At 68.2% G+C, this 16651-nt stretch carries 12 protein-coding genes, 1 tRNA gene and 1 pseudogene; 9 read left to right on the forward strand and 5 right to left on the reverse strand.

The window, feature by feature from the left end; all coding sequences use genetic code 11:
* Positions 1 to 240: 240 nt before the first annotated feature.
* The 3 genes from NQ034_RS05690 to NQ034_RS05700 all read right to left on the reverse strand — a co-directional run bounded on the left by NQ034_RS05690 (position 241) and on the right by NQ034_RS05700 (position 3292).
* Positions 241 to 1584 (reverse strand): MFS transporter, encoded by a 1344-nt coding sequence (locus NQ034_RS05690; protein ID WP_257047571.1) that lies wholly within the window; start codon positions 1582 to 1584, stop codon positions 241 to 243.
* Between the two features lie 169 nt (positions 1585 to 1753).
* Positions 1754 to 2563: an SDR family NAD(P)-dependent oxidoreductase gene (locus tag NQ034_RS05695; protein WP_257047572.1), complete on the reverse strand. Its 810-nt coding sequence runs from the start codon at positions 2561 to 2563 to the stop codon at positions 1754 to 1756.
* Positions 2564 to 2575: 12 nt separating this feature from the next.
* The gene (locus NQ034_RS05700) at positions 2576 to 3292 is read right to left on the reverse strand and encodes an ATP-binding cassette domain-containing protein (protein ID WP_257047573.1); all 717 of its coding nucleotides are present in this window, start codon (positions 3290 to 3292) and stop codon (positions 2576 to 2578) included.
* A 142-nt stretch (positions 3293 to 3434) separates the two neighbouring features.
* Between NQ034_RS05700 and NQ034_RS05705 the strand changes: the two genes are divergently transcribed.
* Together NQ034_RS05705 and NQ034_RS05710 are read left to right on the forward strand one after the other, a co-directional pair.
* A complete protein-coding gene (locus NQ034_RS05705; protein ID WP_257047574.1) occupies positions 3435 to 4430 on the forward strand; it encodes a substrate-binding domain-containing protein in 996 nt (331 codons plus the stop codon).
* Positions 4427 to 5491: a substrate-binding domain-containing protein gene (locus NQ034_RS05710; protein WP_257047575.1), complete on the forward strand. Its 1065-nt coding sequence runs from the start codon at positions 4427 to 4429 to the stop codon at positions 5489 to 5491. Before NQ034_RS05705 ends, NQ034_RS05710 begins: the two co-directional genes overlap by 4 nt.
* A 13-nt stretch (positions 5492 to 5504) precedes the next feature.
* Here the strand turns inward: NQ034_RS05710 and NQ034_RS05715 are convergent, their stop codons facing one another.
* Both NQ034_RS05715 and NQ034_RS05720 read right to left on the reverse strand, forming a co-directional pair.
* Positions 5505 to 6428: a trehalose-phosphatase gene (locus NQ034_RS05715; protein ID WP_257047577.1), complete on the reverse strand. Its 924-nt coding sequence runs from the start codon at positions 6426 to 6428 to the stop codon at positions 5505 to 5507.
* The gene (locus tag NQ034_RS05720) at positions 6412 to 7950 is read right to left on the reverse strand and encodes an alpha,alpha-trehalose-phosphate synthase (UDP-forming) (RefSeq protein WP_257047578.1); all 1539 of its coding nucleotides are present in this window, start codon (positions 7948 to 7950) and stop codon (positions 6412 to 6414) included. The genes NQ034_RS05715 and NQ034_RS05720 overlap by 17 nt, the downstream gene beginning before the upstream one ends.
* Before the next feature lie 119 nt (positions 7951 to 8069).
* Here NQ034_RS05720 and NQ034_RS05725 point away from each other — a divergent pair, with 119 nt between their 5' ends.
* The 7 genes and pseudogenes from NQ034_RS05725 (at position 8070) to NQ034_RS05755 (ending at position 16613) form a co-directional block, all read left to right on the forward strand.
* Positions 8070 to 9848: a serine/threonine-protein kinase gene (locus NQ034_RS05725; protein ID WP_257047579.1), complete on the forward strand. Its 1779-nt coding sequence runs from the start codon at positions 8070 to 8072 to the stop codon at positions 9846 to 9848.
* A gap of 138 nt (positions 9849 to 9986) precedes the next feature.
* Entirely contained in the window at positions 9987 to 10847 is an 861-nt protein-coding gene (locus tag NQ034_RS05730) for a DsbA family protein (RefSeq protein ID WP_257047580.1), read from the forward strand.
* A 109-nt stretch (positions 10848 to 10956) separates the two neighbouring features.
* A tRNA-Thr gene (locus NQ034_RS05735) sits at positions 10957 to 11033 on the forward strand.
* Positions 11034 to 11140: 107 nt separating this feature from the next.
* Positions 11141 to 12070: pseudogene (locus tag NQ034_RS05740) on the forward strand (SPFH domain-containing protein); the annotation flags it as partial.
* Positions 12071 to 12158: 88 nt separating this feature from the next.
* Positions 12159 to 13598: an NCS2 family permease gene (locus tag NQ034_RS05745; protein ID WP_257047581.1), complete on the forward strand. Its 1440-nt coding sequence runs from the start codon at positions 12159 to 12161 to the stop codon at positions 13596 to 13598.
* 142 nt (positions 13599 to 13740) lie between these two features.
* Entirely contained in the window at positions 13741 to 15015 is a 1275-nt protein-coding gene (locus NQ034_RS05750; protein WP_257047582.1) for an amidohydrolase, read from the forward strand.
* Positions 15012 to 16613: a threonine/serine exporter family protein gene (locus NQ034_RS05755; protein WP_257047584.1), complete on the forward strand. Its 1602-nt coding sequence runs from the start codon at positions 15012 to 15014 to the stop codon at positions 16611 to 16613. The genes NQ034_RS05750 and NQ034_RS05755 overlap by 4 nt, the downstream gene beginning before the upstream one ends.
* Positions 16614 to 16651 lie beyond the last annotated feature (38 nt).

Consider the following 16651-nt stretch of genomic DNA (forward strand, 5'->3'; position numbering starts at 1 on the left):
GGTTTGTCCTTGACCCACTGGCCTTTCGAACCATAGGGCTGACGCTCGTACTCGCGAACGAACTCACGGACCTCTTCGACGGTGAATCCCACAACGCTGACCATGCGAGATCACTCTCCTTTGCTTGATCGTGACTGACTCACAACCAGCTTGGCAAAGAGGGGGCATGCGCATATATGCGCATGCCCTGCAGGTTTCCGTATGCGATGTGGAGAGGCCTCGGTCGAGGCTGGTCCTCGCTCAGCCCTGTGGTACGTCCAGCCCGTTCTTCTTCTTGGGCAGGGCACCCAGAGCGATGACGATGATCGCAGCCATCAGCATGGCGGCGCCGATCACCCACATGCCGCCGTTGGACGAGCCGGTGGTCGTCTTGACGAAGCCGGTGATGTAGGGGGCGAAGAAGCCGGCGGTGTTGCCGATGGAGTTGACCAGGGCGACGCCGGCGGCGGCTCCGGCCCCGGACAGGAAGGCGGTGGGCAGCGGCCAGAAGGTCGCCAGGCCGCACATCACACCCATTGCGAAGATCGACACGAGCACCATGGTGGTGAACGGCGAATTCATGAACGTGGTGATCGGGATGGCCACCGCCGAGATCAGCGTGGGGATGGCCACGTGCCAGACGCGCTCACCCGTCTTATCGCCGTGCCTGGCCCAGAACCACATGACCAGCGCACCACAGGTGAAGGGGATCGCGTTGATCAGCCCGACCTCGACGATCGAGAAATCGGTGTTGAAGCGGTCTTTGAAGTCCGAGATGATCGAGGGCAGGAAGAAACTGATGGCGTAGAGGCCGTAGACGATGCCGAAGTACACCAGGGCCAGTGCCCAGACCCGACCGCTGGCCAGGGATTTCCAGGCCGGAACGTGGTACTCGGAGGCGGTCAGGGCCTCCTCATCGTCCATCTGGCGCTGCAGCCATGCGCGCTCATCGGCGGCCAGCCATTTGGCCTCGCGCGGCCGATCGGTCAGGAACCACCAGCAGATGATGCCCAGGATGATGGCGGGCACGCCCTCGAGGAGGAACATGAAGCGCCATCCGGCCAGGCCGAAGAAGGCCTCGTGGCCGTGGGCCATGATCAGACCGGAGACGGGCGATCCCAGCGCCGTGGACAGTGGGATGGCCAGCATGAACAGCGCGGTGGCCTTCGCGCGTTCGCGCTTGGGGAACCAGTAGGTCAGGTAGAGGATGATGCCGGGGAAGAATCCCGCCTCGGCGATGCCCAGGACGAACCGGGCGGTGTAGAGCCAGCCGGCCGAGGGGACGAAGGACATGAGGGCGGCGATGATGCCCCAGCTGACCAGAATGCGCGCGATCCAGCGGCGGGCGCCGAACTTGTGCAGCGCCATGTTCGAGGGCACCTCGAGCAGCAGATAGCCGATGAAGAACACGCCGGAGGCGATGCCGAAGGCGGTTGCGCTCAGCTTCAGGTCCTCGGACATGCCCCCGGGCCCGGCGAATCCGATGTTCGTCCGGTCGAGGTAGTTGATGAAGTACAGCAGGCCCAGGAACGGCACGAGCCGCCATGTGACCTTTTTCAGAGTGCGTTTGCGCAGAGCGTCGTCTGTGCTGATCGCCGTCGCCATTGAGAGCTCCAGATCTAGGGGATGTGATCCTGACAATGCGCTTCATTAGATCACAGAAATCCCTGGGCGAAGCTATTCGAGCCCGCAAATCTCACAGTTCGGACTGCTGTGGAACGCCAGAGGCGACCGGCCCACCAGGGGGCCGGTCGCCTCGGGCGGAACCGGGGGCTCAGACGTCCGGGGTGAACCGGCCGTCCTGGGCCATCCAGCCACCGTCGACCAGCAGCGAATGACCGGTGACGTAGCTGGCGGCATCGCTGGAGAGGAAGAGCACGGGGCCGGCGATCTCGTGCAATTCGCCCCAACGGCCCAGGGCCGCCTTGTCGGCATAGGCGTTCCACCATTTGGCATCCTGCTTGATCTGCGCGGTCAGCGGTGTGTCGAAGGGACCGGGCAGGATCGCATTGGCGCGCACTCCGGTGCCGCCCAGCTCGCTGGCCAGCGTCTTGACCAATTGCACGACACCGGCCTTGGCCGCGGCGTAAAGGCCCTGCCCTGGTTCGATCACGAGCGCACGGAAGCTAGCGAAGGCGATGAGCGAGCCCCGTCCGGCTGCGGCCATATGCGCGCCGAAGGCCTTCATCAGGCGGTAGGTGCCCTTGAGGTTGATGTCGATCACCCGGTCGAACTCATCGTCGACGGTGTCGAGCACGCGCTTGCGGACGTTCAGGCCGGGCGTGGTGACCAGGATCTCCGCTTGGGAATAGGTATCGGCCAACTGCTGGACCTCGGCGGTGTCCGTGACGTCGACGCCCGCGTAGTGGGACTTACCGCCGCGGGCGGCGATGATTCCGGCGGTCTCCCTGGCGCCCTCGGCGTTGAGATCGGCGCAGACGACCTCGGCCCCGGCGTCCGCCAGTCCGATCGCGGTCGCCTGACCCAGTCCGGAGGCCGAGCCGACGACGACCGCCAGCTTGCCCGTGAGGTCGAAGAGTCCGTGGATGTTGGGAAGATCTGAGGCCGACTGGCTCATCTGCATGCCTTTCGTTGTCTAGCGTCTTTGCCTGTTCTCCGCCAGCCTAGTGCCCGCAGTTGCGGGCAGGACAGCGGTGTCGTGTCCTGAGACGATCCGGCCGGAGTCCAGGTGCACGATCCGACCGCCCAGGACCAGGGCCTCTTCGGCATCGGTCGTGGCGTAGACGGTGGTCAGGCCCATCCGGCGCAGGATGAGCGCCAGCGTCTTTGCGGTCCGGCTCCGTTCGTCCGGCGCCAGATTGCGCAGCGGATCGTCGGCTATCAGTATCCGGGGGCGGGCGACCAGGGCGCGGGCGGCCGAGACGTGGGGCAGCAGCTCCGGGCCCAGACCCGAGGCCCGCTGGTCGAGGTGCTCGACGATTCCCAGCCGGGTGGTGGCCGCTAGGACCCGTTCCCTGGCCCGTTCCCGGCCGACTCCGTAGAGCAGGAGGGGAAAGGAGAGGTTCTCCGCCAGGGTCATATGCGGATAGAGGCGGTGCCGGTCGAAGACGCGGTTGACCCCGCGGTGTTCGGCGTCGAGGCCGGTGACGTCCTCCCCGTCGATGAGCACCCGGCCGTTGTGCCGGGGTTCGGCCCCGGAGAGGATGCGCAACAGGGTGGTCTTGCCACTGCCCAGCGGGCCCACGACGCATACCGTTTCCCCTTCGGCGATGTCGAGGTCCACCCCGGCGAGGCCGGGTGCTGGCTGATGGGGGTAGCGGTGCTCCAGGGCTCTGGCCAGCAGCGTCGCCATCGACCGACCTCCCATCCAGGCACGTCTTGAAATGTTATCTATATCTCATTTTAGGGGTTCATCCGTCTTGTACGTCAACACCCGCCGGTCGGCCCGCCCTGGCGACCCGCGCGGGTCGCCAGGAGCTCCGTAGACTTAGAGCATGAGGGTCGGATTGGAAGACGTCGCACGCGCCGCCGGGGTGTCGGTGACGACCGTTTCGCGCGTCCTCGGCGGGCGCGGCACCGTCGCGGCCGGCACCCGTGAGCGGGTCATGGCGGCGCTTACGGCGACCGGCTACCACCGCTCGACCCTGCTCGAACCGAGCGTCGCCCGACTCGTGGCGGTTGCAGCCCCTGCAGCCCCCGAACACTGGCAGTCCGAGGTCTGCCGTACTGTCTCAGCCCATCTGCAGGGCGCCGGCGCCGCGGCGGTGCCCGTCTTCCTCGACGCCGAGGACAGGGGGCTGCAGCAGGCGATCGCCGCAGGGGTCGTTGCCGTGGTCACTCCCACCTTCACCAGTCTGGACGTCGACGTGCCCGTCATCCGGCTGAACGAATCGCGTCAACCCCTTCTCCCGCCGGGGCCGGGAGCCGTCGACGCCGATCTGGTGGCCGCCAGGCTGGACCTGACCGGTGGGCTGAGCCTGGCCTTCGAACACTTGGGAGCATTGGGCCACCGGCGGATCGGCCTGATCTGCAATGACGCCGGAGACCTGGCCGAACTGCTGGCCTCCCGCTTCGTGGCCGAACATCCGGTGCGCGGATACAACGCGGATGTGCCCACCTGGATCGCACGCGCGCCCCGGTCGTTCTCCGGCGGGATCGAGGCGGCCACCCGGCTGCACGCACAGCGCTGTACGGCCGTGATCGTGCAGGGGTCCCTCCAGCTGCACGGCACGCTCGAGGCGATGCGGCGCCATCGCCTGCGAGTGCCCAGGGACCTGTCGGTGGTGGGTTTCGGGGACGCACTGACCAATCGCTTCACGGGCCCGGCGACGACGATGCTCGCCTTCGACATCGCGGGGCTGGCGGGGGCGCTGGCCGGCAGCACCGGCCGGCTGCTGGGTCTGCCCGGGCTGTCGGCGGCCACCGTGCCGCCGAACTTTCGGCCCCAGTTGATGGCGCGCGAATCCTCGGCGGCGGTGCTGCGCGGATGAGCCCGGCCCAGACCAATCCGTCGCAGGGGGCCGGGAGAGGGGGCCCCCGCGCAGGCCGACCCACCCTGGCCGCGATCGGCGCAGCCTCGGGACTGTCGCCGGCCACCGTGTCGCGCGTGCTGCGCGGACTGCCCGGTCCCAGCGAGCGGGCCCGGCGGGCCGTGCACGTGGCGCTGGGCGCTCTGGGCGTGGCCGAGGGCGCGCCGGCCGCGGCGACCGGGCCCGGCCCCGTCGCACTCGTCCAGCGGCGCCCGCTGGCAGCCGAGGTCGACGCCTATGAGCGACTGCAGCAGGAGCTCGTGCGGACCCTGTCCGTGGCCGGCCGGATCGCCCTGCAGGTCTACATCGGCACGGATCTTCCCTGGCGGCCTGGGATGTTGCGCGAGGCGGGCGCCACAGGGGCGATCCTGATCGGCGATGCGGTGCCGCCGGAGTACGCCCTGCAGGTGCGAGAGCTGGGAATCCCCACGGTGCGCATCGGTTCGGCCGGCGAGGAGGGGGATACCGAACAGGCGGGGGTGCCCGGCGCCGGGGCGATCGCGCTGGACCGGGCGGCCGGCGTCGCCACCGCGGTCGGTCACCTGATCCAGCTGGGGCACACCCGGATCGGTCTGGCGGTACCGGAGGCGCCCGGGTCGGCGACCCTGGTCGGGGCGTTCAGGCGGGAACTGGCCGCGGGGCTGCACATCATGGCCTCGCGCGATCAGGCGCCCGTCACCCGGGCCCAGCCCATTCTCCTGGCCGGAACCCGGGCGGCCGATGAACTGCTGGGCGGCGGAGTTAGCGCCATCATCAGCTGTGCTCCGGCCCTGAGCTTCGGTGTGCTCGAGGCCGCGCGGCGGCGGGGCCTGCGGGTGCCCGAGCACGTCTCCGTGGTCACTGTGGGGGAGATGCCCGAGGCCGCGGTGCTGGACCCGCCGATGACCCAGCTGGCGTTTCCCTGGAGCATCATCGCCGAGTCCGCGGTGCGCGAGCTCAGCGCAACGACTCACACACGACCGCTGGTCGTCATCCCCGACCTGGTGCTGCGCCGCTCGGAGGCGCCGCTGCGCAGACGCTGAGCCGGTTGTGGGCTCAGCCGACGCGCTGCGCCCTGAGGCGGGCCAGATCGCCCAGGAACCCGGCGACGGCCGGCGGGTCGGCCAGTCGGTGCCCGGCCGCGCTGGGGCCAGGCCCCACCTTGATCGACACCCCGAGGCGCACCGGCAGATCCGGGCCGGCCACGGCCCGTGACAGATGGGCGAAGGCGTCCTCGTCCGTTACGTCGTCTCCCGCGTAGAGTGCGCCGGTGGCACCGGTGGCCGCGATGACCCGGTCGAGCCCGCCGCCCTTCGTGCTGTGGCGGACCGCGTATTCGACGATGTCGTGGCCCGGCACCCGGCGCAGGGGCAGGCCGTCCAGCCGCTCGCTGAGCCCGGTGTGGAGCCAGCGGGTCTGCGCGGGGTCGACACCCCGGGTGTGGAACACCCGGGAGAGGGGTTTGACCTCGACCCGCCAGTCGGCGGACAGACCGGCGCGCAGCCGCATGCCGACGAGCTCGTCCTGTACTTCGTCGAGCTGGGCGAGGAGTTCCGCCTCGCGGTCCTGGGGCAGCTCGCCGGAGTCCTCCGGCCCGCCGGCCCCGGACGCCGTCGCGCCGCCGGTCCCGGACGTTGGGGCATCGGCGGGTTCGCCCAAGCCGCTCAGATCGGTCTGGGCGCCATGGGAACCGATGAGCAGGGCGGCCGGATGCGGATCGGCCACCCTGCGCAGACCTGCCAGGTCACGTCCGGTGATGTAGGCGGTATAGGTGTCGTCGAGTTCGGCCAACCGGGCCAGGGCCCGGTGTGCGCCCGGCAGCGGCCGGCTGTCCAGGGGGTCGTCGACCAGTTCCGCCAGGACCCCGTCGAAATCGAGGGCGACCAGCAGCCGCGGGGTCGCGGCCAGCGCGTTCAGTGTTCGGGACCTGAGCGTCGTTCCCGCGGCGTCGAGCGCGAGGGGTTCAACCTCGGCGGTCATGCAGCCGCTCCGAGAGCTCGTCCTGGGTGTCGGCGACGGTGTCGAGTGCGTCGAGGAATTCGTGGGACCAGGCCTGGACGTTCTCGTGGCCGAGCTTGGCGCGCATCGGCTTCATCCGCTTGCGCTGTTCCTTCAGGGGCATCTCGGTGGCCAGCTGGATCGCGTCCTTGAGCCCTGTGATGTCGTGCGGATTGACCTGCACGGCCTGTCGCAGCTGGTCGGCGGCTCCGGCGAACTCGCTGAGCACCAGCACCCCGTCGTTGTTCGTCCGGCACGCCACGTATTCTTTGGCGACCAGGTTCATGCCGTCGCGCAGAGCGGTGACCAGCATGACATCGGCGGCCAGGTAGAAGGCGGTCATCTCCTCCCGCGGATAGGAATGGTGGAAGTAGTGGACCACCTGATTGTCCAAGGAGGAGTACTCCCCGTTGATCCGGCCGACGGCCAGCTCCACGTCCGTGCGGATCTGCTGGTATTCGTCGAGTCTTTCCCGGCTGGGCGTGGCGATCTGGATGAACGTGATGTCCTCGTTCGAGATCCGTTTATCGCCCAGCAGCTCCTCGAGCGCCTTGAGGCGGTGCCGGATGCCCTTCGTATAGTCCATCCGGTCCACCCCCAGCATCAGGATCCGGGGGTCGCCCAGCTCCTCGCGGATCTGCGCGGCTCTGGCGATGGTCGCGGGGTCGGCGGCCTGGGCCTCGAGGTCGGCGGTGTCGATCGAGATCGGGAAGTGCCTGGCCACGGCATAGCGGATGGGTGTGCCCGGATCGTCCTCATCGGTGCCAGGGACGGCCGGGATCCGGATGACGTCGTCCTTCGTCGTCATACCCAACTTGATGCGCACGGCACGGCGGAAGTTCGCGGCATCGGCCGGGCGCTGGAAGCCCACCAGGTCCGCGCCCAGGATGCCGCGCAGGATCGCCGAACGCCAGGGCAGCTGGGAGAAGATCTCCCAGGGTGGGAACGGGATGTGCAGGAAGAAGCCGATGCGCAGGTCCGGCCGCATGGCGCGCAGCATCTGCGGGACCAGGAAGAGCTGGTAGTCCTGCACCCACACGGTCGCCCCGCGCGCGGCCTCGAGCGCCACCCGGGCGGCGAAGCGGTGGTTGACGCGGACGTAGGAATCCCACCAGGTGCGGTGATATTCCGGGGCGACGATGACATCGTGGCACAGCGGCCACAGAGTGGCGTTGGAGAAGCCCTCGTAGTAGTTGTGGATGTCCTCGGTGCCCAGCCGCACGGGCACCAGGTGCATATCGTCCAAGTCGAAGGGGTCGAATAGTTCGTCGGCGGTGCCCGCCCAGCCGATCCAGGCGCCCTCGCGGGCCCGCATCACGGGCATCACCGCGGTGACCAGGCCGCCGGGGGAGGTGCGCCAGACGGGACCGTCTGCGGGATCGGCATCCGCCGATGTGTCGCGGTCGACCGGGAGCCGGTTGGCCACGACCACGAAGTCGGCGCCCTGGGTGGGCGGGTCGACGCGATGTGGCTCGGTGGTGTAGCTGTCTGTGGGACGGACCATGTGTGCACCTTTCGTCTGTGACCATTATCTCCTGTCGGCGCCCGGAAGTCCCGCGCCGGTCGCAGCCCGGCGGGCCGGGTCTAAGAGTCGTGTCAGACTTCGCCGGTAGCGTATGTGGAATGGTACTGACAGAAATCGGCGGATACCGCCTGGAGCGCGAATTGGGCTCCGGTGGCATGGGCGTGGTGTACCTGGGCTACGACCGGGCCGGGCAGCCGGTGGCGATCAAGGTGCTGCACCCCTATATCGCCGGAGACGTGGCCGCCAGGGCACGTCTGGCCCGCGAGGTGCGCACCCTGCGCCGCATCCGTCATCCCCGTATCGCCGAGGTCTACTATGCCGAACTAGACGCGGAACGGCCCTTCATCGTCACCCAGTACGTCGCCGGCCCGACGCTGTCGGCCGATGTGCGGTCCCACGGACCCTTCGACGAGGCGGAACTCGTCCACTTCGGCCATGCCCTGCTCGACGCCCTGGAGGCCGTGCACGCGGCCGGGGTCGTCCACCGCGACCTCAAACCCGCCAATGTCATGATCGCAGACGGCGAACCGATGGTCATCGATTTCGGCATCGCCCAGGCCGCCGACGACGTCCAGGTCACGGCGACGGGCCTGGTGATGGGCACACCCGGCTATCTCAGTCCGGAACTGGCAGACGGGCACACGGCCACCCCGGCGACGGACTGGTGGGGCTGGGGTGCCACCGTGGCCTTCGCCGCGAGTGGTCGCAATCCCTTCGGATCCGGACCCTTGGAAGCCGTACTGGGGAGAGTGGCGATAGGCCGTGCCCAGCTCGACGGCGTGCCCGCGCGCTTCGTGCCGCTGCTCACCGCATGCCTCGACCCGGATCCGGCCGCCCGCCCGGCCGCCGCCCAGATCCTTTCCGCACTGGTCGACATCGAGGCCGGGCAGATGCCGGTCCTCCCGGTCGCCGCGGATGCGCCCACCACTGTGCTGCCCGGGTCCGGGGCCGGATCCGGGGTGCCGGGGAACACGGCCGCGACCCGTGTCGTCCCCGCCGCCACCCGGGTGATGCCGGCCGAACCGCCCACCCGGGTCGCACAGGCGCCGGTCGGGCCCGCATACCATCCGACCGGCCATGCCGAGCCCGTAGCCCGTGCCGAACCCGGGGGACCCGTCGAACCCGTACGATGGGGCGCGCCGGCACCCGGGATCGAGCCCTACCGGCCGGTTCCGGTGTCCGATCCGAGCCGGCCCTGGCCGGGGGAGTCCGAGCCGTATCGCCGGGGCGAACCCTATGGCGCCGGGCAACAGTACCGGCCGCAACCGCGCCCCTCCAGGGCCGGCGGGGGCTGGATGGTCTTCGCCCTGGCCGTGCTGGCCGTGTGCCTGAGCGCCACGGCGCCCGTCATCGTGCTGCTGGCCGCCTACGCCTGGCAGCTGCTGGCCCGGCCCGCCGCCGGAGTGGTGGCCCGCCGGATCAGGCGCGCATCCTTCTACGGCCCCCCGGGGCGCACCGGGATCGGCGACTTCGTAGGGGTGCCGGGCGGGTTCGTCGTCGCGGTTCTCACCTCGGCGCTCAGTATGACCCTGCCCGTCCTGGCCGCCGGCGCGGTGACCGTACTGGTGAGCTTGGGAATAGTCGACTGGCTGCCCGGCGGCACGGGGGAACACGCAGCACTGCTGGCCGGTGGGGTGACCGGCGGGGTGGTGCTCTGGTTGGGACCCGGTGGCAGGAATCTGCGCAGCGGATCCGCGGGCCTGGCGCGCGGGATGACCGCCGGCAACCCCTGGGCACAGGGGACCGTCACGGTGGTGCTGCTGGTGCTCGCTCTGGTCGCCGCGGTCACCGGGTTCAGCGATGAGACCGTGTACTGGTGGCCCCTGACCGTGGATCCGCTGGAATGGGCGAATCTGGCACAGGGCGGCTTGCGGTAGAGGCACGGGCCACAAAATGATTGCAGGTTCAACAAGTATGAGTATTCGCTGATCCTCGGGCCCACCCGGCCCCCGTATGATGGTGCGCGGACGGTTCCGGCCGTCCACCGATCAAACAACCACTCATCGTGAGGGACAATGGCAAAGAACTCCTCGGCCGACGATCGTCGCAAGGCCGCGCGTGAAAAGGCACGGCAGATCGCCGCGGCCCAGGCGAAGCGGGACAAGACCGCGAAGACACTCCTGTACTCCGGCTTCGCCGTGGTCATCGTCGCGGTGATCGTCGTCGTCACAGTCCTGGTCGTGCGCTCGAACGCCCCGGTCGACTCGCCCAAGGCGATGGCCGGCGGAATGATCGCGGTCGCCCCCGACGGCAAGGACACCTTCAAGGCCGTCGCCCCCAAGGATGCCGACGGCAAGGACGTGCCGGAGGGTCTGACCCCGTTCAAGGACAGTGGCATTCCGGATTCGGCGCCGACGGTCAAGGTCTTCATGGACTTCCAGTGTCCGGCCTGCAACAGCTTCGAGCAGACCAATGGCGCCAACCTCATCAAGTGGGCCGGCGAGAAGAAGATCGCGCTGGAGTACTACCCGCTGGGCCTGCTGGACGACCAGTCGCTGGGCAATAAGTACTCGACCCGCGCCACCAACGCCGCCTACTGCGCCGTGGACTCCGGTCAGGGCGGGAAGTTCCCTGAAATGGCCCAGGCGCTGTTCGCCGAACAGCCGGAGGAGCAGAGCAACGGCAAGACCGATGTTGAGCTGAAGGCCATGGTCAAGAAGGGCGGCATCGACCTGGACGCCAAGCTGGCCACGGACCCGGAGAAGACCGTCTCCCAGTGCATCACCGACCAGACCTTCGGCAAGTACGTCGGCAAGGCCACGCAGGACGCCCTGAACGATGGGCTGACGCAGACCCCGCGGATCCAGGTCAACGGCAATGACATCAGCGACTGGTCCGACCCCTCGAAGTTCGCCGAGGCAGTGGCCCGCGGCTGAACCGCCCCGGTCGCGCGGGCACTGGGCGGGTCGGGCCGAATGGCGTCCGGCCCACCCGGTGCTCTATGATCGTTTAGTCGGTGCGCTTCCGGTTATCCGGCAGCGCCCCGCCTCCATAGCTCAGTTGGCCAGAGCACCTGTCTTGTAAACAGGGGGTCGTCGGTTCGAATCCGACTGGGGGCTCCACCTCGCACCTGTGCACACAGTGGCAGAGTGCGCACCCGCGCAGACATGGGGCGGCCTTTCCCGTAGGGTGGATATACGACAGTCCGCCCAATGCAAAGGAGCCGGTCATGGACCCGTTAGCCCTACTCATCGTCATCCTGGTCGTCATCGTCGTCGTCGTGGTGGTGCTGGCGATCCTGTTGTTCAGCGGCCTGCGCACCAGTATCTTCTTCACGGTGCACACGCAGGAGAATGTCATCGTCGAGCGCTTCGGCAAGTTCCAGAAAGTCGCCAAACCGGGCCTGAACACCAAGATGCCCTTCGTCGAGACGACCACCCGGCCCATCTCCCTGCGGGTCCAGCAGCTGGAGGTCAACATCGAGACGAAGACGAAGGACAATGTCTTCGTCATGGTCCCGGTGGCCGTGCAGTACGTCGTGGCGGAGGAGAGCGTCGTCGACGCCTACTACCGCCTGGCCAACCCGGAGGAACAGATCCGCTCCTATGTCTTCGACACCGTGCGCTCCTCGTTGTCGACGCTGACCCTGGACACCGCATTCGAATCGAAGGACGATATCGCCACCAGCGTCGAACACCGGCTCTCGGAGTCGATGGCCCGCTACGGTTTCCGGATCGTGAACACCCTGGTCACCGACATCTCGCCGGACTCGCGGGTGCGCGATTCGATGAACTCGATCAACGCCGCTCAGCGCGACCGCGTGGCCGCCCAGGCCCTGGCGGAGGCCGATAAGATCAAGCGGGTGACACAGGCCGAGGCCGAGGCGGAATCCAAGCGGCTGCAGGGCGAGGGCGTGGCGGCCCAGCGCAAGGCGATCGCCATGGGCATCGCCGAGCAGTACGAAATGCTCAAGCAGGTGGGTATCGAGGACACCGCCGAACAGCTGTTGCTGATGACCCAGTACTTCGACACGATGCAGGACGTGGCCCGCAATGGGAAGTCGAATGTGCTGTTGCTGCCGTCGAACCCGGGTTCGTTGGGCGAACTGAACAAGGAGATCCGCAACACCCTGCTCACGGCCCAGGCCGCACGCGAATCCTGAGGTGATGGGGCCCCGGAGGGCGAATCCCATCACATCCGGGGACTTGCAGCTGACAGTCAGTCGGCGCACATGGTATTCCTGAGGAATGATTCTCGACCGTTTCTTCGCGATCACCAAGCGCGGATCGACCGTCGGCCAGGAACTCCGGGGTGGTCTGGCGACCTTCCTGGCGATGGCCTATATCGTCGTTCTCAACCCCATCATCATCGGCACAGCCCAGGATTCCACCGGCGCCTACTTAGGCGGTGGGAGTGAGCCGAACACCGTAGCGGTCGCCGCCGCGACATCCCTGGTGTCCGGGGTGCTGACCATCCTCATGGGGCTGCTGGGGAACTTCCCGATGGCGGTCTCGTCCTCGCTGGGGATGAGCGCCTTCATCACCTACGGGGTCGTCACGATCCCCGGGATGACCTGGGCCGATGCCATGGGCCTGGTGGTCATCGAGGGCGTCATCCTGCTCATCCTGGTCCTCACGGGGTTCCGCAAGGCGATCTTCGACGCCGTTCCCGCACAGCTGAAGACCGCGATCAGTGTGGGTATCGGTTTGTTCATCGCGCTCATCGGGATGATCAACGCGGGCTTCATCCACAAGGGCAGCGGAAACGGCCTGGAGCTGGGACAGGGCGGCTTCCTGTCCGGCTGGCCCATCCTGGTCTTCGTCCTCGCACTGCTGGCACTGTTCGTCATGTGGGCCGCCAAGGTCCGCGGTGCGATCCTGTACTCGATCCTCGGCGCCACCGTGCTGGCCATCGTGCTCCAGGCGGTCTTCTCCATCGGGCCCAAGACCGGCGACGACGGTGAAATCGCCAACCCGACCGGATGGGGCCTGACCGTTCCGGCACTGAACCAGAACTGGTTCAGCCTGCCCGACCTGTCCGTCCTGGGGCGGTTCAACCTGCTGGGGTCCTTCGACCACGTGGGTGTTGTGGTGACGATCCTGACCGTGTTCACCCTGCTGCTGACGAACTTCTTCGACCTGTTGGGCACCATGGTGGGCGTGGCCAAGACCGGGAAGATCTACGATGAAGTCGGTGAGATCCCACGCACGAAGCGGATCCTCGTGGCCGATGCGCTCGGCGCGATCGGCGGCGGGCTGGGCGGGACCAGCGCGAACTCCGCCTTCGTGGAGTCGACGGTGGGTGCCGGCGAGGGCGCCCGCACGGGCCTTGCCAATATCATCACAGGCGGCCTGCTGCTGGTGACGATCGTGCTGGCCCCGCTGGCCGGCATCATCCCCTCCGAGGCCGCGGCCCCTACCCTGGTGCTCGTCGGCTTCCTCATGATGCAGCAGGTCACCGACATCGACTGGACCGACGTGGAGATCGCGATCCCCGCGTTCATGACGATCGTGCTCATGCCCTTCAGCTACTCGATCACGAACGGGATCGGGGCGGGCTTCATCAGCTACTCGGTCATCAAACTCCTGCGCGGGCACGGGCGCGAAGTCCACCCGCTGATGTACGTCACCGCCGCGATCTTCGTCGTCTACTTCGTCTCCGGTCCGCTGGAGGCCGTTCTGTCCTGAGCCCGGGGCCGGTCCTGGCAGGGGAAACACCCCGGCCATGCAGGCGCCACCCCGACTGACTCGTTATCGTAGTGCTGGGCGGGACCTCGCTCCCGTCCGGCAGAAGGTCCGTCCGCGGCCGTTCATCTACCAAGGAGTTCACATGTACAACCCGGTTCCGGTTCCTTCCCGCACACCCGTCCTGCTCACCGGCGCGACAGTCCTGCCGATCGCCGACCGCGCCGGCCGGCCTGTCGAGGCGCTGGCAACCGGCGATGTGCTGCTCGTCGACGGCCGCATCGCCGCTTACGGCCCGGTCGGTACCCTGAGCGCACCGGAGGGCACTCAGACGATCGACGCCACCGGCAAGTACGTGACGCCCGGCCTGTTCGAGGCCCACGGGCACATCGGCATCGACGAGGACGGAGTGCCCGACGCCGGTGACGACACCAACGAATCGATGACCCCGGACGGTTCCGGACTGCGCGCGCTCGATGGGATCAACCCCGATGACATCGGCTTCAAGGACGCCCTGCGCGGCGGGGTGACCGCAGCTCTGATCAAGCCGGGTTCGGCCAATCCGATCGGAGGGCGCTCCGCGGCGGTCAAGGTCTGGGGCCGGATCGTCGACGAGATGCTCATCAGCCAGGACCTGTCGGTGAAGTCGGCGCTGGGGGAGAACCCCAAGCGCTTCTTCGGCAACCAGGGTAAGGAACCCTCGAAGCGCACGGGCGTGGCGCGCGAACTGCGCAGGGCGTTCACCGCCGCTCAGGACTACAGGGCCGCAAAGGAGTACGCAGAGGCCGAGGGCAAGCCCTTCACCCGGGACCTGGGCAAGGAAACGCTGGTCCAGGTACTCGACGGCGAACTCGCCTGGGACCAGCACTGCCACCGTGCCGACGACATCGCCACCGCCATCCGGCTGTCCAAGGAATTCGGCTACCGGGTCGTGATCAACCATGCCACGGAGGGCCACCGGATCGCCGACTTCCTGGCCGCCGAGGGCGTCGACTGCATCGTGGGGCCGCTGATGACCAGCCGGTCGAAGGTCGAACTGCGCAATCGGACGCTGTCGACGCCGGCCGCGCTCGCGGCCGCAGGCGTGCGGATCGCGCTGACCACCGACCACCCGGTGATCCCCATCAACTTCCTCATCCACGAGGCGTCCCTGGCGGTCAAGGAGGGACTGCCACGCGACACGGCGCTGCAGGCGCTGACCATCAACCCGGCGCTGATGTTCGGCCTGGAGGGCCGACTGGGTTCCCTGGCACCTGACACCGATGCCGATGTCGTCGTCTGGTCGGGCGATCCGCTGGACGTGCTCTCGCGCGTCGAACGGGTCTTCATCGACGGCCGGCAGGTCTACACGCACAACGACGCCACCGGCGCCGCCGATGTCGCAGATCCCTACGGTCCCACCCTCGTGAACGTGCCGTGACCGACCGGCCGCAGTCAGAAGCCGGTGAGACGGCGGCCGAGCGGGAAGCAGAGCGTCAGGCCAGGGCAGAGCGGGCGCGCAGCAGGAAGCGCGTTCAGCAGCTGCTGCGCGGCTCGGCCCAGGCCCATGCCGCCCCGCAGACCGCCGGTGGCAAACGCCGTGCCGCCGAGCGGATAGCCCGCCGGGCGGTGGACCGGATCGTCACCGATCCGGAACCCACCACCCAGCCGATCCCGCTGGTGGCCCGGCTCAAGGGGACCGCCTATCAGGCTCCGGTGCAGCCACAGGCGAAGAACGAGGACGAGGCCAGGATGATCCTGGACTTCGCCGTCGACACCGGCCGGATGCTGTTGCGCGCGGGTGCGGGCTCCAAGGACGTGGAGATCGCGGTGATCGCGGTGTGCACCGCGCTGGGCCTGCCCAATGTCGAGATCGACCTGACCTCGGGGGCGCTGACGGTCCACTACGCGGACCCGGAGGGCCGACTGCTGACCGTTGTGCGGGTGACCCGCGACGAGTCCCTGCACTATGCGAAGATCTCCTCCCTGCACGCCCTGATCGCCGATATCGTCGATGGCAAGGTCGACTTCGATACGGCGCGCTCCCGCCTCGATGCCATCCGGCGGCAGCCGCGGCCGTATCCGGAATGGTTCATCACCGGTGCCTGGGCGGCCCTGGTCGGGGCGTTCACCATCCTGGTGGGTGGCGGACCGATCTCGATGACCCTGGGCTTCATCATGGCCATCGTGTTCGACGGGGTGGGCAAGCTGTTGGGCCGGACCGGTGTGCCCGGCTTCTTCATCACCGCGGGGCAGTCCCTGTTGGCGACCCTGGTCGCGACGGTCGCCTGGAACTTCGGTCTGGTCTCCAGCCCGCAGTATCTGGTGGCGGCGGGCATCGTCCTGCTGCTGCCCACTCAGAGCCTGCTGGCGGCCGTCGAGGACGCCCTGACGAGTTTCCCGCTGACCGCTGCGGGCAAGTTCGTGGGCGTGTTCATGACCTTCGCGGGAATCGTCTCGGGGATCGCCGCAGGGCTGTCCCTGGCCGCTGCCATGAACCTGCGCGATATCGACGTGCTCATCGACTCGAGTGCGCTCACGGGGCTGGGCACGGTGCTGGCCTCTTTGGCGGCCTCGGGGGTCGTCGCGGCAGCCGGAGCGGTGGGCATGCAGGCCTCCAAGCGGGTGATCCTGCCCGCCGCGGCCATCGGCATGGTCGGATTCCTGTGCAATTGGGGTCTGGGCGGCCTGGGCATCACCGGCGTGGCGAACTCGTTCATCAGCTCGCTGGTCGTCGGTGTGTTGGCCTATCCCGTGGCGATCTGGAGGCGCACCGCTTCGATCGTCTACCTGATCCCCGCGCTCTACCCGCTGCTGGCCGGCCTGTCGATCTTCTCTGCCGCCTACAACATGGTCGGCAGCGATTCGGTCACGGTCGCCTCGGGGTTGTCGGCGCTGTTCCTGGCAGTCGCCACGAATGCGGCACTGGCGGTGGGCGCCGTGCTCGGCGGCTTCATCTGCGCACCGCTGCAGAGTCATCTGCGCAAGCGGATCACCGAATACCGGCAGCAGGCAGCGGAACCGGCCACCTCGGCCTGAACGGCGCATGCGGGCCCGCAGCGGCGTCCGGCACGGGC

It is taken from the genome of Brevibacterium moorei, from assembly GCF_024580735.1.
Taxonomy (GTDB): domain Bacteria; phylum Actinomycetota; class Actinomycetes; order Actinomycetales; family Brevibacteriaceae; genus Brevibacterium; species Brevibacterium moorei.